This is a genomic window from Cyclobacterium xiamenense (genome assembly GCF_009467825.1).
GTDB lineage: Bacteria > Bacteroidota > Bacteroidia > Cytophagales > Cyclobacteriaceae > Cyclobacterium > Cyclobacterium xiamenense.
In genome coordinates this window covers 137,831-164,614 of the sequence record NZ_WIOK01000011.1, presented here as the reverse complement: position 1 = coordinate 164,614, position 26,784 = coordinate 137,831, and the positions used below count along the sequence as shown (strand labels likewise).

At 49.1% G+C, this 26,784-nt stretch carries 24 protein-coding genes; 21 read left to right on the top strand and 3 right to left on the bottom strand.

Annotated features, from left to right (window positions below; genetic code table 11):
* The first annotated feature begins 170 nt into the window (after positions 1 to 170).
* From GCU44_RS10785 to GCU44_RS10765, 5 genes are all read left to right on the top strand, one after another.
* Entirely contained in the window at positions 171 to 656 is a 486-nt protein-coding gene (locus GCU44_RS10785; RefSeq protein ID WP_154856404.1) for a hypothetical protein, read from the top strand.
* 425 nt (positions 657 to 1,081) lie between these two features.
* A complete protein-coding gene (locus GCU44_RS10780) occupies positions 1,082 to 2,551 on the top strand; it encodes an efflux transporter outer membrane subunit (protein ID WP_154856403.1) in 1,470 nt (489 codons plus the stop codon).
* Positions 2,548 to 3,711, top strand: a complete 1,164-nt coding sequence (locus tag GCU44_RS10775; RefSeq protein ID WP_154856402.1) for an efflux RND transporter periplasmic adaptor subunit — start codon at positions 2,548 to 2,550, stop codon at positions 3,709 to 3,711. The genes GCU44_RS10780 and GCU44_RS10775 overlap by 4 nt, the downstream gene beginning before the upstream one ends.
* 11 nt (positions 3,712 to 3,722) lie before the next feature.
* The gene (locus tag GCU44_RS10770; RefSeq protein ID WP_154856401.1) at positions 3,723 to 6,842 is read left to right on the top strand and encodes an efflux RND transporter permease subunit; all 3,120 of its coding nucleotides are present in this window, start codon (positions 3,723 to 3,725) and stop codon (positions 6,840 to 6,842) included.
* 143 nt (positions 6,843 to 6,985) lie between these two features.
* On the top strand, positions 6,986 to 7,414 hold the full coding sequence (locus tag GCU44_RS10765; protein ID WP_161993921.1) for a DsrE family protein: 429 nt from the start codon (positions 6,986 to 6,988) through the stop codon (positions 7,412 to 7,414).
* 5 nt (positions 7,415 to 7,419) lie between these two features.
* Here GCU44_RS10765 and GCU44_RS10760 read toward each other — a convergent pair whose 3' ends face one another.
* A complete protein-coding gene (locus GCU44_RS10760) occupies positions 7,420 to 7,875 on the bottom strand; it encodes a hypothetical protein (RefSeq protein WP_154856399.1) in 456 nt (151 codons plus the stop codon).
* An 86-nt stretch (positions 7,876 to 7,961) separates the two neighbouring features.
* Here GCU44_RS10760 and GCU44_RS10755 point away from each other — a divergent pair, with 86 nt between their 5' ends.
* Positions 7,962 to 9,152, top strand: coding sequence for an alpha/beta hydrolase (locus GCU44_RS10755; protein WP_154856398.1), 1,191 nt, complete (start codon positions 7,962 to 7,964; stop codon positions 9,150 to 9,152).
* 12 nt (positions 9,153 to 9,164) lie between these two features.
* Positions 9,165 to 10,304: an endo-1,4-beta-xylanase gene (locus GCU44_RS10750; RefSeq protein ID WP_154856397.1), complete on the top strand. Its 1,140-nt coding sequence runs from the start codon at positions 9,165 to 9,167 to the stop codon at positions 10,302 to 10,304.
* Between the two features lie 166 nt (positions 10,305 to 10,470).
* Here the strand turns inward: GCU44_RS10750 and GCU44_RS10745 are convergent, their stop codons facing one another.
* Complete coding sequence (locus GCU44_RS10745; RefSeq protein WP_154856396.1) at positions 10,471 to 12,441, bottom strand: right-handed parallel beta-helix repeat-containing protein; 1,971 nt, start codon at positions 12,439 to 12,441, stop codon at positions 10,471 to 10,473.
* A gap of 234 nt (positions 12,442 to 12,675) precedes the next feature.
* Between GCU44_RS10745 and GCU44_RS10740 the strand changes: the two genes are divergently transcribed.
* From GCU44_RS10740 to GCU44_RS10730, 3 genes are all read left to right on the top strand, one after another.
* A complete protein-coding gene (locus GCU44_RS10740; RefSeq protein ID WP_154856395.1) occupies positions 12,676 to 13,281 on the top strand; it encodes an SOUL family heme-binding protein in 606 nt (201 codons plus the stop codon).
* 194 nt (positions 13,282 to 13,475) lie between these two features.
* Positions 13,476 to 13,826, top strand: coding sequence for a LolA family protein (locus tag GCU44_RS10735; protein WP_154856394.1), 351 nt, complete (start codon positions 13,476 to 13,478; stop codon positions 13,824 to 13,826).
* A gap of 353 nt (positions 13,827 to 14,179) precedes the next feature.
* On the top strand, positions 14,180 to 14,491 hold the full coding sequence (locus tag GCU44_RS10730; protein WP_241684906.1) for an endonuclease domain-containing protein: 312 nt from the start codon (positions 14,180 to 14,182) through the stop codon (positions 14,489 to 14,491).
* A gap of 70 nt (positions 14,492 to 14,561) precedes the next feature.
* Here the strand turns inward: GCU44_RS10730 and GCU44_RS10725 are convergent, their stop codons facing one another.
* Positions 14,562 to 15,113 (bottom strand): DUF2911 domain-containing protein, encoded by a 552-nt coding sequence (locus tag GCU44_RS10725; protein WP_154856393.1) that lies wholly within the window; start codon positions 15,111 to 15,113, stop codon positions 14,562 to 14,564.
* A gap of 359 nt (positions 15,114 to 15,472) precedes the next feature.
* On the opposite strand from GCU44_RS10725, the gene GCU44_RS10720 reads away from it, so the two are divergent.
* From GCU44_RS10720 to GCU44_RS10665, 11 genes are all read left to right on the top strand, one after another.
* Positions 15,473 to 16,381: a ceramidase domain-containing protein gene (locus tag GCU44_RS10720; protein ID WP_154856392.1), complete on the top strand. Its 909-nt coding sequence runs from the start codon at positions 15,473 to 15,475 to the stop codon at positions 16,379 to 16,381.
* 300 nt (positions 16,382 to 16,681) lie between these two features.
* A complete protein-coding gene (locus tag GCU44_RS10715; protein ID WP_154856391.1) occupies positions 16,682 to 17,257 on the top strand; it encodes a Crp/Fnr family transcriptional regulator in 576 nt (191 codons plus the stop codon).
* Between the two features lie 71 nt (positions 17,258 to 17,328).
* Positions 17,329 to 18,630 (top strand): parallel beta-helix domain-containing protein, encoded by a 1,302-nt coding sequence (locus tag GCU44_RS10710; RefSeq protein ID WP_154856390.1) that lies wholly within the window; start codon positions 17,329 to 17,331, stop codon positions 18,628 to 18,630.
* 3 nt (positions 18,631 to 18,633) lie between these two features.
* Positions 18,634 to 19,776, top strand: coding sequence for an SO2930 family diheme c-type cytochrome (locus GCU44_RS10705; protein WP_154856389.1), 1,143 nt, complete (start codon positions 18,634 to 18,636; stop codon positions 19,774 to 19,776).
* A gap of 191 nt (positions 19,777 to 19,967) precedes the next feature.
* Positions 19,968 to 20,939, top strand: a complete 972-nt coding sequence (locus GCU44_RS10700) for a phosphotransferase (RefSeq protein ID WP_154856388.1) — start codon at positions 19,968 to 19,970, stop codon at positions 20,937 to 20,939.
* Positions 20,940 to 21,812 (top strand): 3'(2'),5'-bisphosphate nucleotidase CysQ family protein, encoded by an 873-nt coding sequence (locus tag GCU44_RS10695; RefSeq protein WP_154856387.1) that lies wholly within the window; start codon positions 20,940 to 20,942, stop codon positions 21,810 to 21,812. It begins immediately after the preceding gene.
* A 56-nt stretch (positions 21,813 to 21,868) separates the two neighbouring features.
* Entirely contained in the window at positions 21,869 to 23,104 is a 1,236-nt protein-coding gene (locus tag GCU44_RS10690) for an alpha/beta hydrolase family protein (RefSeq protein ID WP_154856386.1), read from the top strand.
* A gap of 73 nt (positions 23,105 to 23,177) precedes the next feature.
* On the top strand, positions 23,178 to 23,723 hold the full coding sequence (locus GCU44_RS10685; RefSeq protein WP_154856385.1) for an antitoxin Xre/MbcA/ParS toxin-binding domain-containing protein: 546 nt from the start codon (positions 23,178 to 23,180) through the stop codon (positions 23,721 to 23,723).
* A gap of 23 nt (positions 23,724 to 23,746) precedes the next feature.
* The gene (locus tag GCU44_RS10680; RefSeq protein ID WP_154856384.1) at positions 23,747 to 24,193 is read left to right on the top strand and encodes an RES family NAD+ phosphorylase; all 447 of its coding nucleotides are present in this window, start codon (positions 23,747 to 23,749) and stop codon (positions 24,191 to 24,193) included.
* A gap of 422 nt (positions 24,194 to 24,615) precedes the next feature.
* Positions 24,616 to 24,888, top strand: a complete 273-nt coding sequence (locus tag GCU44_RS10670) for a hypothetical protein (protein WP_154856383.1) — start codon at positions 24,616 to 24,618, stop codon at positions 24,886 to 24,888.
* Positions 24,889 to 25,190: 302 nt separating this feature from the next.
* Positions 25,191 to 26,516: a purple acid phosphatase family protein gene (locus GCU44_RS10665; protein ID WP_154856382.1), complete on the top strand. Its 1,326-nt coding sequence runs from the start codon at positions 25,191 to 25,193 to the stop codon at positions 26,514 to 26,516.
* Positions 26,517 to 26,784 lie beyond the last annotated feature (268 nt).

Sequence of the window (26,784 nt, the reverse complement as noted above, 5' to 3'; positions counted from 1 at the left end):
ATAATGTAATCATAAAGCGAGGTACTTTGACCTACCGGCGGTAAGGGGGTATGCGGGCTTGCCTGTTATTTGACGGTTCCAATAATAGATAGGCATGTCGCTTCGTATTTTTAGAAAAGAATGTACTTTTACGAGCTAAGCTATGTTCACCAAATTAGGGAAACCATACCATGCAATTACCCAGTTTAAGCAGTTTAAAGAAAGAGCTTCAACAAAAGGAACCGAAGGAACTGGTCGAATTGATACTGCAGCTAAGCAAACTCAGCCGGGACAATAAGACCTTTCTCTATTTCAAGCTGTTTGATAGCGAGGATGCCACCCTTTTTGTGGCTACGGTAAAAGAAGACCTGGAAACCGCCTTTTTCTCCGCAAACACCCGGAACTATTATGCTGCCAAAAAATCCGCTCAAAGCGTGCGGCGCATCCTCAACAAAAACCTAAAACTGACCAAAGACCCCGTCGCAAAAATTGAACTGATTGCTTTCTTTTGCCAGAAAATCGAGGAATTGGGATACCTGGATTACCGCTATCCGGTCATCGACAACCTGTATGCCCTTCAGGTCGGGAAAATTGAAAAGCTGCTTGCCAATTTGCACGAAGATCTGCAATTTGACTACGAAGAACTTTTGGAGAAGCTAAAAGAACCCATCCGATAAACCAGCACCGCCGCTCCGAAGAAAGCGTTATAAAGCCAATACCATGATCTGTATGGAAGATTTACAGGTTAGCCCTGGCATCGGGAATCGCTTCATGAAGGTGGCTTTATGAGAAATCTGTTGAAACTACTGTGTCAAACAAAAGAATATAACGGAACCCAACCGATTTACCGATTGTATTATTCCCTGGAATTCAATCTATTACCTCTATTTTCGGAAGTTGCATTTAACGGAGTACTTCCGTTATTCAGATTTCCTTCAAATTGTTCCGCTACATTTCGATTTACCCCGGTGAGTACCTATCTGTAGTGGGAACGTGCCGTGCAGTTTTGGCGTCATTACGGCCAATACCCCTGCCGAAAGTGGATGAGCGGTTAGGAATTACCGGGATATCATGTGTAACTTCGATAAAAACCAACTGTCTTTTGCCCAATAACCCTAGCTTTTATACCCACTATGTTCCTTTGGTCCGGCATTTTCGGACGTTGGCTAGCCACCTTGTCTGGCCGATAGTTCTAATCGCTGTTGCCACGGGATGCGGAAATCGAGTAACCACCGCTGATATTCCGGTGACCGTCCCCGAAGACTTTTCCTTACCCACAGGAGAATCCGAAATGCAGGCAGACTGGTGGGTCAATTTTGGCGACGCAGAGCTGAATTTGTTGATTGACAGCGCACTCAGGCAAAACCTTGACCTGAAGAGTTCCTGGTTTCAGGTAGCCCAAAATGCAAGCGATGTGGCCATTATTGCTTCGGAACGGGTACCGCAGGTGTTCTTGGAACTGCAAGGTGGAGCCAGTAGACCTGTTCCGGATTTCGTGGGTGGTGAAAATACCCAGTTATCTCTTCGTAGCAGTTACGAGGTAGACCTTTGGGGAAGGGTTAAACAAAGCAAGTTGGCTGCGGAAGATCGCCTGAAAGCCAGTTTTTTGGACTATCAGACACTGGCCATTAGCGTGGCGGGAGAAGTAGCCTTGACCTGGTTTTCCTTGCAGGCCTTTCAGCAACAACTGGCCCTTATCCGAGAGCAAACCGAATACAACGAGCAGGTTTTGGCCTTAATTCGGGCGCGATTCGCCAGCGGTCAGGTGCGGGGGGTGGACATTCTTCGACAGCAACAATTGATACAAAATACCGAAGAAGAAGCGACTGCCATTGAAATGGAGGTTAGAACGCTCCGCAATCGACTGGCCGTTCTACTGGGAACCGCACCGGGAACTCTTTCCGGGGAGCAGACAGGAACGCTTCCCGAGTTGAGTCCTTTACCGGATGCGGGGTTACCCATGGAGTTGATCAATCGCCGACCGGACGTACAAAGCAGTTTTTACCGCATGATGGCTGCTGACCGGGAAGTGGCGGTGGCAATTAGCAACACCTATCCGCGACTGACATTCAATCTGACAGGAGCCCTTCGTTCCAATACGCTCACAAACCTGGTGGAATCCCAGGCTGCATCTCTGACAAGCAGTTTACTGATGCCGCTTTTCTATGGAGGGCGCCTGAACGCCGAAAAGGATCGGGCGGAAGCATTCCGGGAGCAGCAAGTTCAGGTCTACGGTCAGACGGTCTTGCAAGCCCTTCAAGAAGTAGAAGATGCGCTGGTGCGGGAAAGCCTGCAAAAAAAGCGGATCGGGTACCTGGAAAACCAATTGAATCTAGCTGAGCGTGCGTTTGGACAATTGCGTGTGGAATACCTAAACGGCTCCATTGCTTACCTGGACGTACTGGTCAGTCTGGACCAGATGCAGCAGCTGAAGCGGGATTTGGTAGGTGCTCGGCTGGATCAGCTACTGTTTCGGTTGGCGCTATACCGGGCGCTGGCTGGCGGATTTGAAACGCCCGCGGAAAACGATGGAGAAATTACTCGAAATGACAACCCAATCCCCTCAAAATGACGAAAAAGAAAACCGTATGGATTAGCCTGGGACTACTTGCCGGCAGCATGCTGGCGGCCATGATCTTTTTCTGGACCGCCCCTGAAGCAGAAATGGAGGGTGCCTCCAAAACCACCGCCATGTTGGTCGATGTGGTCGAGGCCGAACAGGGAGATTTTACGCCCACCGTGGTGGCCACGGGTATTGTCCAACCGGCAACGGATATTTCGCTCAGCAATCAGGTAGGAGGGGAGATCACCCAAATTGCTTCCCGGTTTGTTCCCGGGGCTTATGTGAAAAAGGGAGAGCTGCTGGTTCAGATTAATCCAGCCGATTTTGAGAATACACTCATGCTTCGGAAAAGCGATTTGGCGCTTGCCCAATCGGATTACGAGGTGGAGCTGGGTCGACAGGACGTGGCGCAAAAGGATTACGAGTTAATTGGCGACGAACTCTCTCCGGAGAACCGAAACCTGGTATTGCGCAAACCCCAGCTGGAGGCGGCCAGGGCAAATGTGGCGGCGGCCGAAGCTGCCGTCAACCAGGCATCGTTGGATTTGGAACGCGCCAGTATACGGGCTCCATTCGACGCGCACATTCTTTCCCGAAACGTCAACCTGGGCTCGCAAATCGCTCCCGGATCAGATCTGGGAAGACTGGTTGGCATCGACGAGTACTGGGTGATGGCCAACGTACCCCTTTCCAAAGTTAACTGGCTGGATATCGACGAAAATACGGCCGGAAGTGGTGCCCCCGTAAAAATCGTGCATCCCGCTGCCTGGGAGCCCGGACAGTACAGAGAAGGCCGGGTGTCGCGCCTCGTAGGCTCGCTGGACGGCCAAACCCGGCTGGCAAGGGTGATCATCCGGGTGGACGACCCCCTGATGCGGCGAACACCGGATCCAAGCAAACCGCCCCTGATCATCGGGACTTTTGTAGAAGTACAGATACAGGCACGGCAACTGAAGAATGTAACGCGCCTGGAACGGCAATACATCCGTCCAGGCAATACCGTTTGGGTGATGCAGAAAGGGGAACTCGCTATTAAGAACGTAAACATCCGTTTTGAGGATCAGGAGTTTGCCTACATCGACAGCGGTCTGGAAGCAAATGCCCGGGTAGTGGCGACCGATTTGGCCACCGTGGTGAATGGATCACCGCTTCGTCTGGACGAAGATTAACAAGCAAACGCATGAAGGAACACGAAAACCTTGAAACCGAAAAAGGCCCCATTGCCTTTATGGCCAGGCGGCCCATCATCACTAACTTGCTGATGATCATCTTTTTGGCCGGTGGCATCTATACGATGTATTCCATCCAAAAGGAGGTTTTTCCCCAATTTCAATTGGATATCGTGGAAGTCTCGGTGGTCTATCCGGGAGCGGCGCCAGAGGAGGTGGAACAAGGCATTGTACTTCCGGTGGAAGAAAAGGTGAGGGAAGTACAGGGCATCAAAGAGATCATTTCTACTGCTAACGAAGGCTCTGGTACGGTAGAAATTTGGCTGATTCCGGGAACGGACCGGATGAAGGCCTTGCAGGATATCAACCAGGCAGTAAGTCGGGTCCAAACGTTTCCCGATGACATCGAGCGTCCCCAGATCATCCTGCAAAACCAACAAATGGACGTCATGCAGGTAGGGATTTACGGAGATGTAGACGTGTGGACCCTGCGGATTCTGGCAGAAAGGCTGCGCACACGTTTGCTCAGCAACGATCAAATCACGCAGGTAGAGATCGGCAATGTCCCCGACTTTGTCACCCATGTGGAGATCCCCCGAAACACCCTGCTCAAATACAACCTTACACTGGGGCAGGTAGCCGACCTGATCGAAAACTCCAGCCGGGATATTCCGGCTGGTTCCATCGAGACCCTTTCCGGAGAAATTTTGCTCCGCATGGAGGAGCGAAAACTGGTAGCAGAAGAATTTGCCAAAATCGACATTATCTCCTCCGAATCCGGGTCTACCGTTACCCTGGGAGACATCGCCAGTATCCGGGATGGCTTCGAGGAGGTAGGATTTCACGGGCAATTTGAGCAACAAAATACCGTGGACCTGGAGGTCTTTCGCATTGGAAAGCAATCCCCGCTGGAAATCGAGGCCACAGTCAAGGCCATCCTGAAAGAGTTTGAATCCAGTCTGCCACCGGGAGTTCAGGTTCGGATCGAAAGCAACCGGGCGGAAGATTTCCGCGAACGCCTGTCCCTGCTTACAGAAAACGGCCTGATGGCGATTTTGATCGTTCTGGTAATTCTGGGGTTGTTTTTGGAATACCGGCTTGCGTTCTGGGTAATGATGGGGATGACCATCTCCTTTGTCGGGGCCATGTTGTTCTTTCCCGCAGTAGGAATCAGCATTAACATGATTTCCATGTTTGGTTTTCTGATCGTGCTGGGAATCGTCGTGGATGACGCCATTGTGGTAGGTGAGAACATCTACGAATACCGCCAAAAGGGCTATTCCTACATGGATGCTGCCATACTCGGAGCCAGGGATGTCTCCAAACCGGTGATTATTAGCATCCTGACTACGGTCATTGCATTTGTTCCGCTGCTGTTTATTCCGGGTGAAACCGGGAAATACTGGTGGCCACTCCCCGTCGTGGTCATCGTCGTGCTTTTTGTATCCCTCTTCGAAGCGTTGTTTATACTTCCTTCCCACGTGACCCAGGCGCCCAAAACAAGAAAACACCGCTGGATTTTAACGCTGGAGACCTGGCAGGGTACCATTGCTGCTGGTTTTAATCGCTTCGTCAACCGTACCTACAAACCATTTCTCAACCTTTGTCTACGGAACCGCTACCTGACCTTTTCGGCGGCTATTTCCTTGCTGATCCTGGTCGGCGGTTTTGGCTACAGCGACCACATGGGCATGGTATTGATGCCGGAAGTAGCTGCCGATGAGATTGAAGCCGCCGTTCGCCTTCCGGTGGGCACCACCAACGATCAGGCGGCGAAAATTGCAGAGGAAATCACCACCAATACCCGAAAGATGTTTGAAACGCACAACCTGTACGAGGTGGCCTATGGGGTAAAAACAAATGTCCGGGGAAAGGATTTTATTGACGTGGAAATCGTCATGAAACCACCGGACGAACGGGAGATGGGCCCGAAAGAACTGATCGAACTCTGGCGAGACAATATTGGGGATATCAAAGGCGTGGACCAAATCAACTTTGAAGCCGAGCGGGGTCCGGGAGGAGCCAGGCAGGATATCAGCGTGGATTTAAGCCATCCCGATATCAACGTACTGGAGCGGGCCAGTGCAGAATTTTTGCAACGGGTGCAGGACTTTTCCGAGACCCGGGATGTCAGCGACAACTATAATAAGGGAAAGCTGCAACTGGGATTCGAATTGCTACCGGAAGGCCGGAATCTGGGACTTACCCCGAATATCGTGGGCCAACAAATCCGGGATGCCTTTTTCGGGGCATTGGCCATGCGGCAGCTGCGAGGGATCAACGAATTTGAAGTACGGGTAAAACTGCCATTGGAAGAACGAAAAGACATGGATTACCTGGAAGACTTTATTATTCAGGCGCCCAATGGCGTGGCTGTTCCGTTGCTTGATGTGGTGCGTATCAAAGAAGGAGAGACCTTTACCAATATCAATCGCCGGGATGGCAAGCGCGTAGTAAATGTGGGAATGGACGTGGAACCACCCGCTGCTCAAACCCGTGTGCTAAAGGCTCTCAATGAGCGGGTATTGCCTCAATTGCGCGCCGACTTCCCCGGTGTTTCCTGGACCTACGAAGGTAGTCAGGCTGAGATGCGGGAGTCTACAGCCGCCCTTTGGTCCGGTTTTGTCATTGCCATGCTGCTTATTTTCTGTTTACTGGCTGTTGCATTGGGCAGCTATACCCAGCCCATTGTGATCATGCTTGCCATTCCTTTCGGTATTGTAGGCGCGGTCATTGGGCACATACTCCTGGGATACGACCTGTCGTTGGTCAGCCTGATGGGGGTCATTGCACTGTCTGGTGTAGTGGTCAACGACTCGTTGATCATGATCGACTATGCCAACAAGAACCGAGACAAGGCGACTTCGGCCTACGAGGCGATCCATGAGGCCGGGGTACGCCGTTTCCGCCCCATCGTCCTGACCACCCTGACCACTTTCGGTGGCCTGACCCCGATTATTTTGGAGACTTCCAGTCAGGCCATGCAACTGATCCCCATGGCCATCTCTCTGGGCTTTGGAATTATTTTCGCTACGGCTATCATTTTGGTGATCGTACCCTGTTTGTACCTGATTTTCGACGACCTGGTGCAGGCATCCACGCCGAAAAAGGAGCAGGAACTGAACGCATAATAATTAAAAAATAACCGTATATTCGGGCAAATTAGGTAAGCATCACGGAATCTCGCATGACGCTGGGCACCTGGCGTGATACCGACAAGCCTTACGCGATTCCCAGTCTGCCATTTTGCAGGCGTCAAAAAAATCATCATTCTATGAAACCAATCCTTCGCTTTGTAGCACTCGTACTGTTCCTGACAAGTCCAGTACTCTTGTCCGCTCAGGTTGTGGACCAGGAAAAACACCGGGTTATCTTTCAGGTGACCAAAGGAGAAAATTCCGATCAACAGCAGGTTATCGGCCAACTAAACAATATCCTCCGTGCACTGCCCAATGCAGAAATCGAAGTTATTTGCCATGGAACCGCCCTGCCGCTGGTGCTGCATGCGGAAAGTCAGGTAGCAGCGGGTGTGACCGATTTGCTTGGACGCGGGGTGGTATTTGCCGCCTGCGAAAATACCATGCGCCGTGCCAAAGCATCCAAGGAGGACTTGATTTCCGGGGTGATTACGGTACCTTCGGCGTTGGCAGAAATCATCCTCAAACAGGAACAGGGTTGGGCCTACATCAAGGCCGGGAACTAATTGGCTCAGCGTTTTCGGGGAAGGAGTTGTTTGCCGATCAGCGCCCAGATCGGGTTGCCGTTTTCGGAGGCCCGTGCACCGATATCGATAAGCAAACGCTTGGTAGTCGCCTCATCGGCACCGATCAGGTGTTGATGCGTCTCCAACTCCCGCCAATCGTGCGCACCATCGTTTAGAAGTTTCAGCAGCAGGTCTTTGCGTGCGCACTCCTTCTCTGCCGCTGTAGGTAATGGGAGAGCGGGGTGCCGGCTAGCATGGCCAACGAACCGATAATCGCTCCGGAAAAGCCGATAAATGCGACCCAAATGTTTTCGGACCAATTCGGTCAAGTTGATGAAATAGGAATAAATGTAGCCATTCTCGCGAAAAATTCCATTTACTGTAGACGAGCGGTGATCGTCCAACCCGGTGAATGTCTCCATTTCAGTGGAGAAGGGCGACAGAACTAATTCCAGTATCAAATAGGGAAAGATTCCGAATGAACTACCCGAACCGATTAGTTTATTAGGTTATCCCCCCGTTTATACCGGGGCTATTTTTACAATCTATGACAAAACTCGATTCCGATACGACTGGTAAGGAAGGGAATCAAACCTTTCAGGTAACGCTGGTTCCGCCTGAAAAGGGCAGCTATACCCTCCACCCGCAACTTCCCGCAGATGGCAGGGTATCGGCCGGTACCGAACTAACCATCGCCGCCTGTCCCGAAGCCGGGTACAGCCTGGATGCAATTTATTGCACCGTAAAGGGCGGCATGTGGGGAACGACAAGTAGGGAGTATTTTATCCCCGAGGTGACCATTTCCGTAGATGATGACCTACTGCTGGGCGCAACCTTTATCGAGGCGTCCCTGGTTGCACATCTTCATGTAAAACAGGACGTTATCTATGCAAGACCGGGAAAAAAGCCGTTGAAATACGATGTGTATTCCCCCATTGGTGCCCGAGAGCTCCCCGCTATAATTATCGTCCACGGCGGGGGTTGGTCTTCCAATAACGAAGACATCATGCGCGGTTTGGCACGGGAACTGACCAAAGGGGGCAACTACGTGGTTTTTAGCATCGACTACCGATGGATTAACAACTTGGATGGGGACGAAACGCCTAATTCCATGCACCAGCTGATCGAGGACGTATTTGGTGCGATTGCCCATATACAAGCCCATGCTGTAGCGTATGGTGCGGATCCCGGGAGAATTGCCTTAACGGGTGACAGTGCCGGCGGACATCTTTCAGAAGCCGCGGCCGTATTCAGCCCATCCATTGGTACTGCTGGCTTCGGAGAAAAAGAGGGAATCTACGAATTCAAGCCCGTGTACGTACCGCCTGGCAAATCGCTGGAGCAGGTGAAACAGGAAATTACGGCAGCAATAAAAGCGGTTGCACCCAGCTATGGACCATCCGATGCGGCGGATTTCAAGAACTTCCTACGCCAAACGGATGCCGCCTACTGGGATGCCGTGTCTCCGATCCGGCACGTACCCAAGGCCGAAATACGAAAACTACCCCATTTCATTGTTCGGGGAGCAAACGACTCCCTTATCACTGAGCGGATGGTTCAGCAATACGTGGTGGAGTTGCAGGCAAAAGGGCAAGAGGTTAGCTACCTGGAGGTGCCGGGAGCAGGGCATGCGTTTTTCGATTGGAAGCCGGATGCTCAGACCAGGGACACGTTTAAACGGTATGGGGTACCCTATGCGGCAAAAATGAAGGCATTTTTCGATGCCATTTTCTACTAAACTACCGAATTGATGAAAGCAGCATTACTTGTAGTCGTTTTTTTTACCATGTTTGGGAGCCAGGCGCAAACCGAACCCGATGGGTCTTCTTTAGCAGGTGCCGACCTGCAGCTAAAAGAACTATTTGCCGATACATTTTATGTGGGTGCAGCCATGAATCGGCGGCAAATTACCGGAGAAGATGGGCCGGCAATCGATTTATTGCAGCGCCACTTTAATTCCATCACTCCGGAGAATGTGATGAAAAGTGAACGCATCCAGCCCCGGGAAGGGGAGTTTGCCTTTGACCTCGCCGACGCATTTGTCGCATTTGGAGAGAAGAACGACATGCACATCGTTGGCCATACACTGATCTGGCACTCCCAGGCACCGGATTGGTTTTTTACCGACAAACAGGGAAATGAAGTTTCTGCGGAGCAGTTGAAACAGCGGATGGAAACCCATATAAAGACCGTGGTGGGGAGGTATAAAGGCAGAATCCATGGCTGGGATGTGGTCAATGAGGCGATCCTGGACGACGGCTCCTACCGTGAAAGTAAATTTTATCAGATCCTGGGCGAGGAATTTATCCACCTGGCTTTTCAATTTGCCCATGAAGCGGACCCACAGGCGGCCTTGTATTACAACGATTATTCCATGGCGAATGCGGGCAAAAGGGCAGGAGTAGTGAAAATGGTACGAACCTTACAAGAAAAAGGATTGCGAATAGACGGCATTGGCATGCAGGGGCATGTAGGCATGAACTACCCCTCCCTGGATGAATTTGAAAAAAGCATTGTCGCCTTTTCCGATCTGGGCGTAACTGTGATGATTACGGAACTGGACCTGACGGTGCTGCCTTCGCCCGGGAATCGATCGGGTGCGGAAATTTCTGACACAAAGGCTTATCAGGAAACGTTGAATCCCTATACCCAAGGTTTGCCGGAAGAGGTGTCAGCCGCCTTTACCCAACGGTATCTGGACTTTTTCCAGTTGTTTCTGAAACATGCCGATAACATTAGTCGAGTCACCACCTGGGGTATTACCGACAGGCACTCCTGGAAAAACAACTGGCCCGTTCGGGGTAGAACAGATTATCCACTGCTATTTGACCGGGACTACCTACCAAAACCGATTGTAAAGGCCCTGGTGGAATACCTGACCGATAACTGATCACCCCGAAACCAAAAGCATGGTGCGTTTCTGCTCGCTTTGCACCGCCTAGTAAAAGCGTGAGTGGACCGAGCCTCGTGCAATCCCGAAAAGAACAGGTAAACCGGCAACGATGCGGTAGTTCTACAGATACCTCCTCTGTTTCTCGATGCCCAAAATACACCGATTATCGGTACCAATTTCGATCCTTCAAGCTCCTCGGGCCATAGATGGGAGGCGGATCACCAGCTTCCAGGGCCCCCAAATCGGGAGCCTTTCCCGAGTACTGATCGTTAATATTGGGAATCACGGTGCCTTTATCCACAGCTTTTCCGGATGGATGCAGGGTGAAGTTCAAATCTTCGGCATGGTAAATACCGTGGGGGTTTTCGGGGTCGGGAGCAGTCATTTCGTTGAATACCTCGTAGTCTACCAGTACGCCATTGGCCTCCAAACCGCTGGCGGCATGTAAGGCTTCCAGCGAGGAAAAGCGGTGTAGGTCCTCATTGCTTAACTCGTAATCGTACGTCTTATCCTTCCCTGGTCCCAGGTAAAGAAAATGGTTTTCGGTATCGGGGTTGGGCCGGTACCCGTTGTAATCGGAAGTCGAATAAGCCGTCGCAAAGGGAAAGGCATTTACCGGCCTGCCGGGAACCTCGGTACCCATAAACAGGTTGTTCCGAAAATGGGCGTTTGAAAAAGTCTGGGTATTCCGATTTTCTGCAATGATGGTGTTGTGGTAAACGATCAGCCCGGCAGGTTTGGCCATGAATTTAAATGCAAATCCGTTGGGTATGTGGTAGACAACATTCCGAATAAAATAGGCCGGGCCGCCAAAAACCGGCTGGGCACTCAATGCACATTGTCCCGAATTAACCCCGCGATTTCGCATGATCCGGATATTATGTACGCCCCCGTCTGCTTCGATGAAGTCATCGACCATCAGGTGCAGGTCGTTATTGTATATATCGATGGAGACAGCCTTTAAATCCTGTGATTCCTCTGGCGTTCCGTAGGTGGAAACGTTGATACCGTCGTGAAAAAAAGCGACGGCATTGTGACAAATAACGTGGCCTGAACCGTAAACTTTAATTCCCATATAACTCTTCAACGGACTGGGGGGATAGGGGGCCGGATTGGCCCAGCCTACCAGATGATTGCGCGGATCCCTTCCCAAAATCACGTTATCGGCGATGTAGAAATCCCTGGATCCCGCGAATTCCGAAATCAGTCCCAAGCCCACTTCTTCCATCCGGCAATTGCGGATCGTTAGGTTGCTGGCTCCGACTACTCCTTTCGTGCCGGCTGCAAACACGATGTCCGTGTTCCGGAAAGTAAGATTCTCAAAAATATGATGTTGGGTACCCATCACATCAAATAACCGGTGGGCACCGTTGCCGTCAAAAATAGCGGCCCCATCTCCCGCGCCACGAATGACAATGGGCTTTTCTTCCGTGGCTTTGACATTCAAAACATACGTCCCGTCAAATGGAATCCCGTGGGGGTCCACATAGTCCAATAAATCGGCTTTGTAGGTGCCGGCATGCACCAGAATAATGTCTCCAGGCTGTACCGTTCTCTCGCTTACCACCGACCAGTCTCCCAGCCCGGATCCATAATACGCCTGTTTAAGCCCCTCGAAGGCGGGTTGCATCTTTTCTCCGTTAAATCCAGGAGGATACACATGCAGCGTTCGTCCTTGTTCGTAGGCTTTTGGAACCGTTCGCGTCGTGACGTTTACTTCCTTAAGGGTAGTTCCTGACACACCATCCGGATCTGAAAGTTCAAAACGACAGGTGTAGGTGATTCCGGGTTCTAGGTCGAGAATGCTACCCGCAAACTGGTGAGGCACGGTATATGCTAACTGTTCTGCTTCGCGGAAAATCTTCTCGCCTCCGATCCGAAGTAGGGGCATGCCTTTCAGCCATTGCGAACTGCCTTCCTTGCGGTAGCTGACCGCTACTTTTGCATTGCGGTTTGCGTCACCGGAAATTTTCCATTCGAATCCCAGGTTTAGGAGGGTAGGAGGTTCGACTACAAACTCACCGGAAATAACCCCGTCTTGTGCGTTTAGGGCAGAAACAGAGGAGAAAAAAAGAAAAAATAAGCAAAGGTTTGCGTATAGGATGCCTTCAAGGCTACTGTTGTTGGGTTTCATGGCTTACTTTATTTAAACCACAAGATACTTATTTCCTGGGAGATGTGCGTCTTAAATACCGTTTGGGCGAGCTTGTCTTTGGGGAACAAATAGCGGGGGAGACAGTGTTTAACTGGTACAAAGGAGAAAAAGAGTGGTTGATCAGCCACCGTGCAAACAAATTCGGTAGTAAAGTACTTAGGTATACAAGCGGTGACGCGTTAGGAAAACCGGATCAGCAGCCAATACCTTACTATGAAAACAATCGTTGTCTTACTCGGAATCATCTTATTTATCGGTATCGCGATACAGCTTTATGCCATGACGCAACAAAAAAATACGGAAACCTACCCCTACAAAGTTCTCAAAACCTACACGGATTTCGAACTTCGCTCCTATGAGGCAAGGCTGTTTACTACTGTCAAACTCGCTTCCGATAGCTACAAAGCCGCTTCCAACCGCGGGTTTTCCATCCTGGCTGGATATATTTTTGGAGGAAATGAACAAAAGCAAAAGATTGCCATGACCACGCCCGTGGCCATGTCGCTGGAAGACTCGATGACGATGATGTTTATGGTTCCCAAGGAGTATACCCAAGAGACCCTTCCGCAGCCAGACCGATCCGAGATCAAATTTAGTGAGGAACCTGCCAAAACGGTTGCGGCAATTCGATTTGGCGGTTGGGCATCGGACGAACGAATTGCGGAGTACAAGGAGAAGTTACTGGTAGCTTTAGCCGCTGAAGGGATTGAACACACGAATAAATTTTATTTTTTGGGATACAATGCTCCCTTTGAAGCGATCAATCGCCGAAATGAAGTGATTGTAGAATTGGACCCCGAACAAATCGCCAAGGAATAGGTATTCAGAAGGATGTGCGAATCGTAGGTGTAGGCCACTTTTACGATTTCTTCTGGTTACTGACTCGTTCCTTTGGGTTATGGAAAGGCGGATTTCCCGAACGGCCGTTAACCAATCAACGCCAGCTACCTTAAGTCAGCAGGGATTCGCTGCTTTCCTCCATCAAATGCTGAGAATCTCCTTCTTTTGAAAAATTGCAACTTTTAGCAAATGATGCCGATGAAGATGGTGGACCATCGCTGCCATTTTCTATGATCTTTGATTCAAATTGGAAGCCCGAATACCTGGGAAATGAACCTCTTGCTGGTACGATTTACGAAAAGGTTTCCCTTTCTTCCGGCAATACCGACCTGGGTTTTCATCGAATCAATATTTGGATCAATGCATCTACTCATTTTCCGGAAAAGATCGTCACGTTAGACCGGAGGCAAACCGAGATCCCCTACGAATTTACAAATCTATCAGTCGATCAGAATCTTCCCGAAAGTACTTTTGTATTTCATTCGAGCAGTTTTCAGGAGATAATTTGGGATGAATGGGAATGACTGAACCTCCCCCCGGCTCCTCCTGGTTCCAGGAGGGGGAGAGCAGCGGTGAATAATTGCGTAATTCTATACGCTACTCACGAGGCAAAATTGACCGACAGTTAGCCGGGTAGAAAAGGTATCCTATATTCAATGCTGTAAAGCTATTCCATTTGACCTCCCCCCGGCCCCCTCCTGGTTTCAGGAGGGGGAGGATAGGATTGTAGAAACCATAGATAATTTGACATAACTAGCTAATAGTTTGTAACTTGAAGTTATTTACTATAAAATCACGTTAACATACTTTGTAAACAATTTCGGCAAAAATGGGACAGCTGCACAATAAAAAATTCCTCTAAGAAACTAGAAAGGCCTTGCGCAACAGTCCCAACCAGCCCGAATTTGAGCTTTGGCAATGCTTAAAAGGCCGGCAACTAATGGGTAAAAAGTTTAGGCGGCAGCACAGTTTCGGAGATTTTATCTTGGGCTTTTACTGTCCGGAAGCAAGACTGGCGATCGAGCTGGACGGTGCGTCCCATTATATCGAAGAACGACGGTTGGCCGACCGGGAAAGGGATGCAATTCTCGAATCGTATGGAATTACAGTGCTGCGCTTTTCGAATAGTAAGGTAGAGGAGGAACTGTTAAACGTTTTGAAACTAATTGAATCATACTTGGAAAAGTAACGTCAAGCTGATTCTTACCAAATCCCCCTCTTGGTTTCAGGAGGGGGAGAGCAGCGGTGGCGAATATTTATTATTGGAGGGTTACCGGTACAGTAAACAGGACATCATCCCAGCTAAAGGCTACGATGGCTCCATTATCCGAGGAGCGGATGTCGATAGTAAAGGTCTCCACCACGGAATCGATTTTCTGGACCGGAGCCTGAACGGTCAGTACATCCAACGCATAATCCGGTTCCGCTACACCAAAGAATACGCCGGTTTCACTATTGAGTCGCACCTCAAATGCGTCCGCTCCCGGCACTGCATACATGCGGTAGGTTCCAGCGTCTACTGGTTTCCCGCCGAAGGTTACGTCCTGATTAAAAGTGATCTCCGTGGCGGCATTGGCACCAAGGCGCCAGTATTTCCCGTAGGGCTGTAAGGCACCGGCAGGTTCTTCCCCAAAGATAAGCCGCCCTTTTTTGGAGGGCTGGCTGTAGTCGATGCTTATTTCCAAGCCGCCCTGACTGTAGGAAGCCGTGGCCGGAGGACTTGCCGGCGTGGCAAAAAACAAACCGTACACTACCCAGATTATAAAAATCAATACAAGGACTCCGGCACCAATAAGGATATTTTTTTTCATCGTTTTGTGTGTTTTTTCCGAATGAAGGTACGAAATAAATGGGAAATGCGGACGAGGAATCCCGCGGGTCTCCAGCTAATTTTGGCGATTCTTAGAATCAATCGGTCAGTGATACGACCAAAATGTTCTTAAACAGCGTATTCCATCGGACGATACCTTTCCTTTACCAGTCCGATTCGTCCGTTGCTGACTTTACTCGCAATAAACTATCAAAAATAGCATTGAGTAAAACTCATTTTCGTTACATTGGAAAATTGTTGAATTATCCGATCTTGTTTTGCAATAAGCCCAACCATTCCAGTACAACCCTGGTAATCATAAATGGTCGTATCCGTCAATATTCCCAAAGCACATAAACCATGTCCCAGGAACAGGTTTCCGTAGAAAAGCGTTTACACGTCGGTATGGCTGAACGATTAAAGCTCAATCGGCTTCCCCTTTGGGTGCATGGGATTGGCCTGGGGGGTACCGGTCTGGTTTTCCTGCTGGCTGTGCTTGCCTTCGCTGCATTCAAAGATGTGCCGGTATGGGTCGACTGGGTGCCGGCAAGCGAATTCACCGCTCCAAAATACGCAGAGCGCATCTATCCGGATAGTATTTTCCGAACACGGATGAATACCTGGTCCAACCTTGTATACATTTGTTTTGGCTTCTATGCGGTTGCGCTGGCGATATACGACTGGAAACGAAAACTTCCCCTACAGCGGGGGTATCTGACCTTTGCTCCTGTACAGACGTTTCTCTTTGGCCTTGCCGGCATTTACCTCGGCCTGGGAAGCGGCTTCTTTCATGCCTCGCTGACCCGGTACGGGCAGCAATGTGACGTAGGGGGGATGTATGCGACGATGATTTGCCTCGCTGCGTTTGCGATCGGAAGTTGGCTGCCAAGGATGCGGGTACCCCGAACCCGCCGGCCAATGCCCAGCTGGCCAGTGCTTGCGGTAATGGTCGTTTACGGGTCTGCTTATTTTTCGTATTACAAATGGGACTATTCCTTTTCCGAAATATCCGGTTACCTCACCGGTATTTTAGTGCTTTTTGCAGGCGTTAGCCTGATTCAGCCGGGTAGATACGTGCAGTTCCGCTGGTTTGTGGCAGCGGTGGTCGCCATAACGCTGGGTTCAAGGATTCGGGACCTGGATATTGCTGGTAAATTCTCCGGTCCGGATGCCATCTTTCAGGGCCATGCGCTTTGGCACCTGGTTTCTTGTCTATTTTATGTGTTTCTGTTTGCCTATTTTCGCTCGGAGGAACGGGAAGACAAGTAACGGATACGGCAGCGGGGAAAATTTTTGGAGGAAGCAAGGGTAGTCGGTACAATTCCGATCCACATCGCCGGCGTTTTTATAGCTTTTAAAACAACCCACCGGTTTTCCAAATCTAACTATATAGTTGATTACGGGGTCAGAAAGGGGGATAGCGTTCTTTTTACGGAGAACGGTGTTTAAGGTTTCATGCAACAATTTGTGCAAATGGGAAGGGGGGGTACCCCATTATTCCGGTAATTTCGATATATTCGGAGATAATTGTTCCTGGAAGCCCCCCGAAAATACGAAGCCCCAAAAATCATGCGAACGGATCACAATTTGCTGTTGAAAACCTTCAACCAATTCAGCGGGTTGAAAGGCCGTTCCATCGGTGCCTTTTTGGACATATCCGTTGTAAAGAGATTTACTAAGGGCGAGTTGCTACTTAGAGAAGGGGATATTTGCGACAAACTGTTTTTTATTGAACAAGGAATGGTACGGAGTTTCTACCACAGAGAAGTAAAGGATGTTACCATTAGTTTTAGCCTTGCCGGAGAATTTATCACTTCCATGTCTGGCTTTATCACCCAACAGCCCACCTATGAAAACATCGAGGCTTTGGAAGATTCCGTTGTGCTGGAATTTGGTAAAGAACAACTCAACGAGCTATTTGATCGAGAGCCGACATGGGCAACCATTTACCGAACGGTATTGGAGGCGTATTACGTGAAACTGGAAGAGCATTTGATTTTCTCCAAGTTTAAAACGGCCAGGGAACGATATGCCGAATTGTTACACGAAAAGCCGGAGATCATTCGAAAAGCCTCCATTGGACAAATAGCTTCTTTTTTGGGGATTAATATTGAAACGCTGAGCCGAATCCGGTCGGAACGGTGATTTTTTGATATTTGTCAAGCGAAAAATTAATCGGTTTAACCTATTTTTGAAATAACCAACCATTTTCACTCGTGCAAAAAATCAAGGCTTTGCGTATTCCTGTGGGATTAGTGCTTTCGGCCACTATCTTGCTGAGTTGTCAACGCAGCAGCTCCGAGCAGTCTTTCGATTCGAGCAAGGTTCCTCGGGCAAGCCCGGAAGAAATTGACCGATTGATTGAGGCATTTATCTTTGCGGAGGACGGGGACACGATAGCGATTCCGGCCGGGTTTTATAACGTAAAGACCCAACTGATCCTTGACAACAAAAAAAACGTCACGATAAAAGGAGCCGGCATGGCAGAGACCGTACTCTCTTTCAAAGAATTGACATCGGGGGGTGAAGGCGTGAAGCTCGTCGGGCAAAACATAACCATAGAGGACCTCAGTGTGGAAGACGCGCCCGGAGACGGGATCAAAAGCCAACATTGCGATGGCATCACGTTTAGAAAAGTGAATGTCACCTGGACCAATGGCGACAAGTCCAAAAATGGAACGTATGCCATCTACCCGGTACAATGCAAAAATGTACTGATCGATGCCTGTATCGCCTCTCATTCGAAGGACGCCGGAATCTACGTAGGCCAATCGGAAAACATTGTTGTAAAAAATTCCCTGGCCTTTGGAAACGTGGCGGGGATCGAAATCGAAAATTCCGACAACGCCGAAGTGTTTGGCAACACGGCCAGGGACAATACCGGCGGTATCCTGGTTTTCAACCTCCCCGGATTACCGAAGGCAGAAGGCAGGGGGACTAAAATCTACGACAATGACATCCTTTCCAATAATCACGTGAATTTCGCGACTGCGTTAAACGAGCAGCCCAATGGCAACACGGTGACCCAAATCCCTCCCGGTTCGGGGCTGATTTTGATGGCGGCGAAAGGGGTGGAGATCTTCAATAACCGCATCCATTACAATAAAACGGTAGGTATTGCCATCTCAAACTATCAAATCACGGGGTTTCCTACCGATGCTCCCAATTGGTCGCCCTTTACCTCCGATATTTATATCCACGGTAACGAGTATAAACGATCGGCACAACTCCCGGACGTAACCAAGGAATTCGGCCAATTAATCGCTGTTTACAATGCCCATGGAAAAGGAAAAACACAGGACATCATCTATGATGGTTTTTGGGACAAGCGCCTCAGTCCGGATATCAAAACCAACCCTATGAATGTGTGTATTCGCGAAGCCGATATGTCCCAACTCCGCTTCACCCTCTTTGATCTTTGGGAAGGTGAAGAAAACATCAAATCCTCCAGTGATTACGCGCCCTTTGATTGTCAAACGGAGGTGCATACACAGGTCCGCGCCCTCTCAACCAGGTAGTCCATGAATACCAATCTGATATACAGCGTTCTGGCCTTTTTTGTCTTGTGCGCCTGCAGTGCGCCCACTAAAAATGAAACAACAGATCAACCGATGGTCTATGGGGAATGGGAAGCACCTGATGTGGACATCAATACGGTAAATTTCGATCAGATGCCTTTCAGTAAACTTTCCGATTACGGATTTTTCAAAGGTAAAATCAGGGAATTTAATCCGGGAAAAGGTGTTGTTTTGTATGAACCTGCCTCGTCTCTCTTTACCGATTATGCATTCAAAACCCGATACATTTGGATGCCTGAAGGAGCAAGTGCCACTATTCAGGACGATTCTGAGGGGACCATCGATTTCCCGGAAAATACGGTGCTGATTAAAAATTTTTATTATCCGGCGGACTTCAGATACCCTTTGGAAAAGATCCGGGTCATCGAGACCCGGATTATGGTCAAGAAAAACGGGGCATGGGAAGCTTTTCCCTACCTTTGGAACGAGGAGCAGACGGACGCCATTTACAAAGCCGTCGGGGCGGAAGTGTCCGTAGACTGGGTAGATCAACAGGGGCAGGCACAGTTCGTCAAATACATCGTTCCCAATCAGGCCCAATGCAAAAGCTGCCACAATAGCAATGAGGTAATGGTGCCTCTGGGTGTGAAGGCAAAGCAGCTAAACCATGCGTTGCCTGGAAAAGGAAACCAATTGATCGCCTGGGAAGAAGCCGGGTACCTGGAGGAGTTGAAACCACTGCAGGCGTACCCCGCCATGGTCGATTATAGCGACATTTCATCGGATTTGAACCTAAGGGCAAAGGCCTATTTGGACAGCAACTGCGCACATTGCCACCGCGCCGAAGGTCCGGCAAGTACCTCTGGCTTATTCTTGAATTACGAAGAAACGGATCCCGCAAAACTGGGGGTGTTCAAAACGCCGGTGGCAGCAGGCTTTGGTGCCGGGTCTTTTACCTATGCCATTTGGCCGGGGAAAAGCAACGAATCCATCTTGACCTATCGGATGGGTACCAATCAAGTGGGAGCGGCCATGCCGGAAATTGGTCGGGGTTTGGTGCACCGGGAAGGACTGGAACTGATAAAAGCCTGGATTGATGCCATGCCCGAGGAATCGTTTCACCACCTAAGTGCCGGTAAGCGATAAAATGGTATGGGCTCGAAAAAATCCCCCTTTTTCCCCCTTAGCAAGGGGGATTTATGTACGTTCGGGTTTACGGAATTTAGAAGCCTCAGTAAGATCGAAAATTTCCCTAATTTTAGGATCGGTTAGTCCGGTTAACTGGTTGTCTTTGCCTTTTCATTCATCAAAAACACACCGATTGAACTATACGAAGCATGTCTACCATAGCCTCCCAAATTCTTCATTGTACCGGCGCCACCGCCATCCGGGAAGTCGCCCATGTTCAAACCTTATGGAGCGGGTACGGCTCGATCAAACGCTACGTTTTAGAAGGAGGGAGGTATCCGTCGGTTATTGTCAAGCATATACAATTACCTGAATCTGGTAAACACCCCCGGGGTTGGAATACCGATTTGTCCCATCAACGTAAAATCAAATCCTATGCCGTGGAAAGCTACTGGTACGAGCAGTATGCCCGGTTAACGGGAGCAGCGTGTAAAGTGCCTCAATTATTGCATGCCGAAGCAAAAGGCAGCATGCGGCTCTTGATTATGGAAGACCTCAATACCTTAGGCTTTCCCAAACGTCTGACGCCCGATACGGTTTCGTTGGCAGCTGCTAAAAACTGCCTGACATGGCTGGCCCGTTTCCATGCCAAATTTATGCGGGTGCCGCCCATAGGCCTCTGGGAAGTCGGCACCTATTGGCACCTGGAAACCCGCCCCGATGAGTGGGCGAAAATGAAAAATGCTCCTCTGAAGCAGGCCGCCTCGGCGATCGATCAACGGCTCCATGAAGCTACCTTTCAGACCCTGGTGCACGGCGATGCCAAGCTGGCCAATTTCTGTTTTAGCCCGGAAGAACAGGTGGCGGCCGTGGATTTTCAATATGTTGGAAAGGGCTGTGGCATAAAAGATGTTGCCTATTTTATCAGTAGCTGTTTTGCAGAAGAAGCCTGCGAAAACTATGAGGATGAATTACTTTCACATTATTTTGATGTACTTGAAAGGGCGCTTGATAAGTCTATTGATTTTCAATTGGTTAAAAAAGAGTGGACGAAGTTATACGCCTTCGCCTGGGCCGATCTGTATCGTTTTCTGGATGGCTGGAGTACCGGTCATTGGAAGATGCATGGGTACAGCGAACGGCTGACACGGTCCGTATTGGAAGAATTAACTTACGTTTAGATGCTGAACAAAGACATCCTTATTGCCCTTGGCCAAAGCGTCATTTCAGCCAGTACAGAAGCAGGCAAAATGATTCAGTCGCAGGTCAATCAGCCATATAAACATAAAGAAAAGGAGGGATCGCATTCCCGGGCTTCGCAGGTGGTGACAGAAGTTGATTTTAAGGCTCAGGAACTCATTTTAAACCATTTACGACCCGGTATTGCGCAATACGATCTGGGCTTACTGACGGAAGAAGCAGCCGACGATCAAACCCGATTACACAAGGACTATTTCTGGTGCATTGACCCCCTGGACGGTACCTTGCCCTTTACGGAGCAGCGGCCGGGGTATGCCGTTTCCATTGCCCTTGTTTCCCAATCCGGAGATCCGCTGATCGGCGTAGTCTATATACCGGATGAGGATCTTTGTTACAGTGCGGTCAAGGGAGAAGGGGTGGTCCTGAATGGCCAGCCATTTAACCTGGGAAAGGTAGATGAAGACAAGAAATTACACATCTATATGGATCGCAGCATGCAGTCGGCCGATTATTTTAACGCATTTACCGAACAGATGAAGCAATGGGCAATAGCACAAAATTACCGGGAGGTGGTGTACCATAGTGGTTTTGGCGCGGTCCGGAATGCGTTGGCTGTCTTATCCCACGCAAATGCCTGCTACGTAAAATTTCCCCGATCGCAACAGGGAGGCGGCAGCATCTGGGATTTTGCTGCCACCCGCCTGATTTATGAAGAATTGGGCGTACCAGTATCCAATAGCAAGGGCGAAAAACTACGCCTCAATGCGCCGGAAACGACCTTTATGCATCGGCAAGGGGTGGTGTATGCGACAACGGAGCGCATTTCGGAGATGGTTTTGGAGATAGAAATATAAGTTTCTATTTTACAATAGATTATGTATGAACGATTTACCGATAGATCAGAAGTCGCATGAAAAACACGATTTTAGTCGGCTTAGCGCTGCTTTTTTTGCGGGGACTGGTGGTTGCCCAAACCGGACTTGCTCTCCCTCCGGATCTGGAAGGGCGAATTCCCTGGGATCTAACGACCTTGGCAACCGCCCCCGATTTTGAATGGGTAAATCGGACCGACTCGGTCTGGTCGCTGATCTATACCGGTGAGGAATATGAAGGGAAAGTAACGGAAGTATTTGCGTACTACGCCAGCCCGGCTACATTGGGTGAAAAAAAACCGGGAAGCGGGGAGTTTCCCGGAATCGTGCTGGTTCACGGTGGGGGAGGGACGGCCTTTCGGATATGGGCGCAGGAATGGGCCGAAAGAGGGTACGCCGCCATTGCCATGGACCTGAGTGGTAATCAGCCTTTACCCACGGAGCAGCAGGACAACCCCTGGGGTTCAAAAAGCACTCGGCTCGCAGCCGGAGGCCCCCGGCAGGACGACGTGCACAAGTTTTTCCGGCTGGACGAAGCCATTACCTCCCAATGGCAATTCCATTCCGTGTCCAATATCATCCGGGCGCACTCCCTGATTCGGTCCTTTCCAGAGATAAACCCGGATAAGACAGCGATAACAGGTATCAGCTGGGGCGGGTACCTTACCAATCTGGTAGCAGGAGTAGACCAGCGGTTCAATGCGGCCGTACCTGTGTATGGGGCTGGCTACCTTCACGAAGGAAGTGCCTGGGACAATCAGTTTGATTCCTTGGGAGCAGATGCCACCCAGCGCTGGGTGGAACTTTGGGATCCTTCCCGTTATGTGGCCCATGCAAGGGTGCCCATGCTGTTTATCAACGGCACCAATGATTTTGCCTATTTCGTTGAAAACTGGCAGAAAACAGCTAATCTGGCCCATAATGCGCAGTATGCCATGATACCCGAACTGAAACACAGCCATTTGCACGGAGCAGAACCCGGGGAAATTTACCGCTTTATCAGTACCATACTAGAAGATAAAAACGATTTCAATAGTTCAATTAAATTGAAACAAAAGGGGAGTCAGGTCAGGTATTCGATTGCTCCTGTGCCCAAAGAAGTTTACCTGGCATACACAGCAGATGACAAACGGAGTCCGGAAAGGGATTGGCAACTGATCCCTCTCGATAAAGCCAAAGGTAAAGTCACTATTCCTTCAGATGCCAGGCTTTGGTACATTTACTGGGTGGATGAGTCGGAGAATAGAAGGAGTGGGGAGGTGTTAAGTAATTGAAAAACAATACACAAAGTAAAATATAGTAAAAAGATTGTATTAATCCTTCAAATGATATACGATGGTATGTCAAATGAAAAAAAGTAAAAAATACAAAGCCTTTAAGTCGGAAGACCTATCCTATATTGGTGATTATGAAAAGCCTTATGGCATTTCTGAAACTTTTGTGGTCAATAAGGGAGACCAGCAAGTCAGTTATGTGGTTAAGAACGGATATGGTTATTTCTTAAAGGATTTTAAAGGTGCCAGGAGTTTGGCAGAGGTGGCTAGAAAGCTTGAGAATAAATTGACCTATGCTGAGATTTCCCCGATAATTGATTTTTTGGATCTTAAAATGGTTGATTTGGCCAAGGCGGCCGCAGTTTCCCAAAGCACTGTTTCCAGGTGGTCTGCTGACAGTAAAATCGGCATACCTGGTTCTTACCAGTTTTTTAAAATAGACGAAGTGATCAAAAAGGGAATGGAGATTTTTGGTCGGGAATCCAGCTTAAAATCCTGGCTGAATACACCAAATATGGCTTTGGGTCAAGTCAAACCCAGCGACCTATTGGTATCCATGACGGGGATAGACCTGGCGCATGAAGCCATAGATGCCCTTCACTTCGGAAATGTCATGTAGGCGTGTTGACCTATTACCGCAGGATGTCGGAAAAATACCACCGGGAACCTTTTAGTAGTTCTTTGTCAGGGGGAAGGTGGAATCCCAAAGCTTATCCTATGATTTATGCCGGTAGTTCGGCAGCTCTGGCGGCTTTGGAATACCTGTGTATCAAGGGTACTTCTACTGCTCTTGATACCTGGTATGTGGTTATTTATGAAATCCTTGACAGTGAACTGATTGGTACCCTTGACAAAGAAAGTCTGCCACAGAACTGGGACATGCTGCCACCTAACAAAGCAACACAAGATTTTGGCAAACTGTGGCTGGTAGAAAATAGTTTTCCATTTTTAAGGGTTCCATCCGCCAGGTTGCACTTATCTTTTTATCCGGAAGAACACAATCTATTGGTTAATCCCAGGTTCCCGGGTATCCAGGATTTGCTCAAGGTGGTGGATTTTAGAAAGTTTGATTATAGACTTGGTAACTAACGGGTGGAATTTGGATTCAACTTCTAGGTGGACTATCTAAATGATACTTTGTGATTTGCTTTAACATAAGATCTGCCGTTATAAGACTACCTATTATAACTGATCTTATGTTAATCATCCGCTACCGCTTCTGAACGCAAATCTCTCCAATTGTTATATAATTTATATTATGTTAAATACTGATGATCCCACGCCATCCCTTACTAATGAAACCTGCATTGAATACTGGTACACTTCCGGTCCCTCCTTTTTGTTCCGGATACCGCATTAACCAATCGGTATTCTCTATTGATACGCCTGGACCTATAACCTCTACAATTAACACCTCCCCAGGGTGTGTATAAAGTCTTTTTACACTAAAATTCCTTTATCGCTTGTCTGACTGTACCGGGTTGTTTAAATTACCAAAACAATCAAAGAAAATGAAAAAGTACGTTAAGAATGTCTGGATGTATCACTTGATTGCCGACGGACCTGCGTTGATTTTTATTTGGTTTTGGGTAGAAGCCGGTACACCGGGATCGATTTCTTTTTTACTATTTGCCTTTATCTATCCCTTCTTATACCGACCTGTGGTGGATTATTATCGTTTACTGGCCCTGGAGGCCATTGAGAAGAAAGACTTTCCGAAAATGTGGAAATGGGCTGGCTTCTACCGGTTCAAATGGTATAGCAAGCTGATGTTTGGCGTATAAGCCCCTCGCACCACCTTTATTGGTGGAAATCCGTCTAGCCCCTTTTCCTTGTGTACCGCTTATCTGTTTACCGGTAGCTCCACCAACAGCCCCAGCTCCCCTATCCTATTGCATTTCAACTAACAAGTACATTGGTTAAGCAATAACGAAATAGATTACAGTACTAAACGTATAAAAACAAAGAGATGAATACACTAGAAATCCGAAATGAACCCGGGTAAAAGAATTTACCCCGTTGGGAATAGGCACTTTTTTCCGTTTCCGGTATATTTACCAATAAATCTAATAAATTCGTTAAACCCATGCCATCCCGTTTTACCCCCAGCCTTTGGTTACGCTTTTTTACCGGTCAACTGTTGTTCCTTTGCCTGTGTGCCGCTGCGCTGGCGCAAACCGAACCTGCTGCCATCCTGCTTACCTGGCAGCATGACCCTACTACGACCATTAGCATCGACTGGCATACGCTTCCGGAGAGCGAAGCACTGGAAACGCTTACCTATCGCTCTAAAGGCACAAGCGAATGGCAGACCGCAGGGGCTCAATCCTTTCCTTTCCCCCATTCGGATCGGCAGGTTCACCGCATCGAACTGACCGACCTGAAACCCGATTCGAACTATGAATTTCGTGTAGGGGAGTTCCAGCGGGTCTACTCTTTTCGCACGCTGCCGGCCAGGAATGACCGTCCGCTACGCTTTGCTGCGGGTGGGGATACTTCCCATGGGGAGCTATTCCGCCAAATGAACCGCGCCGTGATGCATTACGATCCGGATTTTATCGTCTGGGGCGGAGACCTGGCCTATGCCAATGGAAACAAGGAGAACGTGGACCTCTGGTACCAATGGTTTGATGGGATCCGGGAGACCCTTATCTCCGAAGAAGGACGTGTCGTTCCGGTCATTGTAGGCCTGGGCAACCACGATGTCATCAATCACCATTACCCGGCCTCCGAGCGTGTGATCGATGCGGTTATGGGCATGCCGGCTTTTATCGCAACGGTAAAAGCGGGTAAAATGGCGGAACCCACCGATGCCATGCGGCTGGCCAAAGGACCATTTTTCTATCCGCTATTCGCTTTTCCTGGCCAGCCTGGCTACGGAGTACTGGATATCGGTAATTACCTCAGCCTGATCATCCTGGACAGCTCCCACAGCAATCTGATTAGTGGAAGCCAGACGGACTGGCTTAAGAAAACACTTCAGGACCGGCAGGATCGGCCGCACCTGATTCCGGTCTACCACAAACCAGCCTATCCCTCAGGCCGGGTGGAGCCTGGAGGAAAGCGAGTTCAATTCTGGTCAGAGGAAGTACTTGATAACTGGATTCCACTCTTCGAGGAGTATGATGTTCGGGTAGCCCTCGAAAATGACGACCATACCTATAAGCGCAGCTATCCGATAAGAAACAATTCCATCCATCCCAATGGCATTGTTTACCTGGGCGATGGCTCCTGGGGAGTGGAGAAAAAGACGCCTAAAACCCCTGAAGAAGTCTGGTACCTACGGAAATCCGCCGAGGAAAACTCGGCCATAATTATTACCCTTCAGGGGCCGCACCAGCATTTTTTAATGATTAATGAAAACGGTACCATCATCGACGAGTACCCGGAAACCTTAAAGGTGACTCCCTAAATTAGTTGCTGTTCAACCCCTCCCGGGGTTGGGAATTTTTAAGGACTTTGCCAGCCCTGGGCTAACACCCAGGGTCATTATTGTTCAGGCCCTTCAGGCCTGTTACCTACCATAAATAGTTAACCCCTTAAATTCCATCCCTGCTTTCCACCATTTCGTCACTTAAATTTGATTGAAATTTCCGCGTAGTTTATTCTTGTGTTAGGAACAATGCTTCCGGATACTTGCCAGAAAGAAATGACCAAATCCGATAACTTTACCAATTACC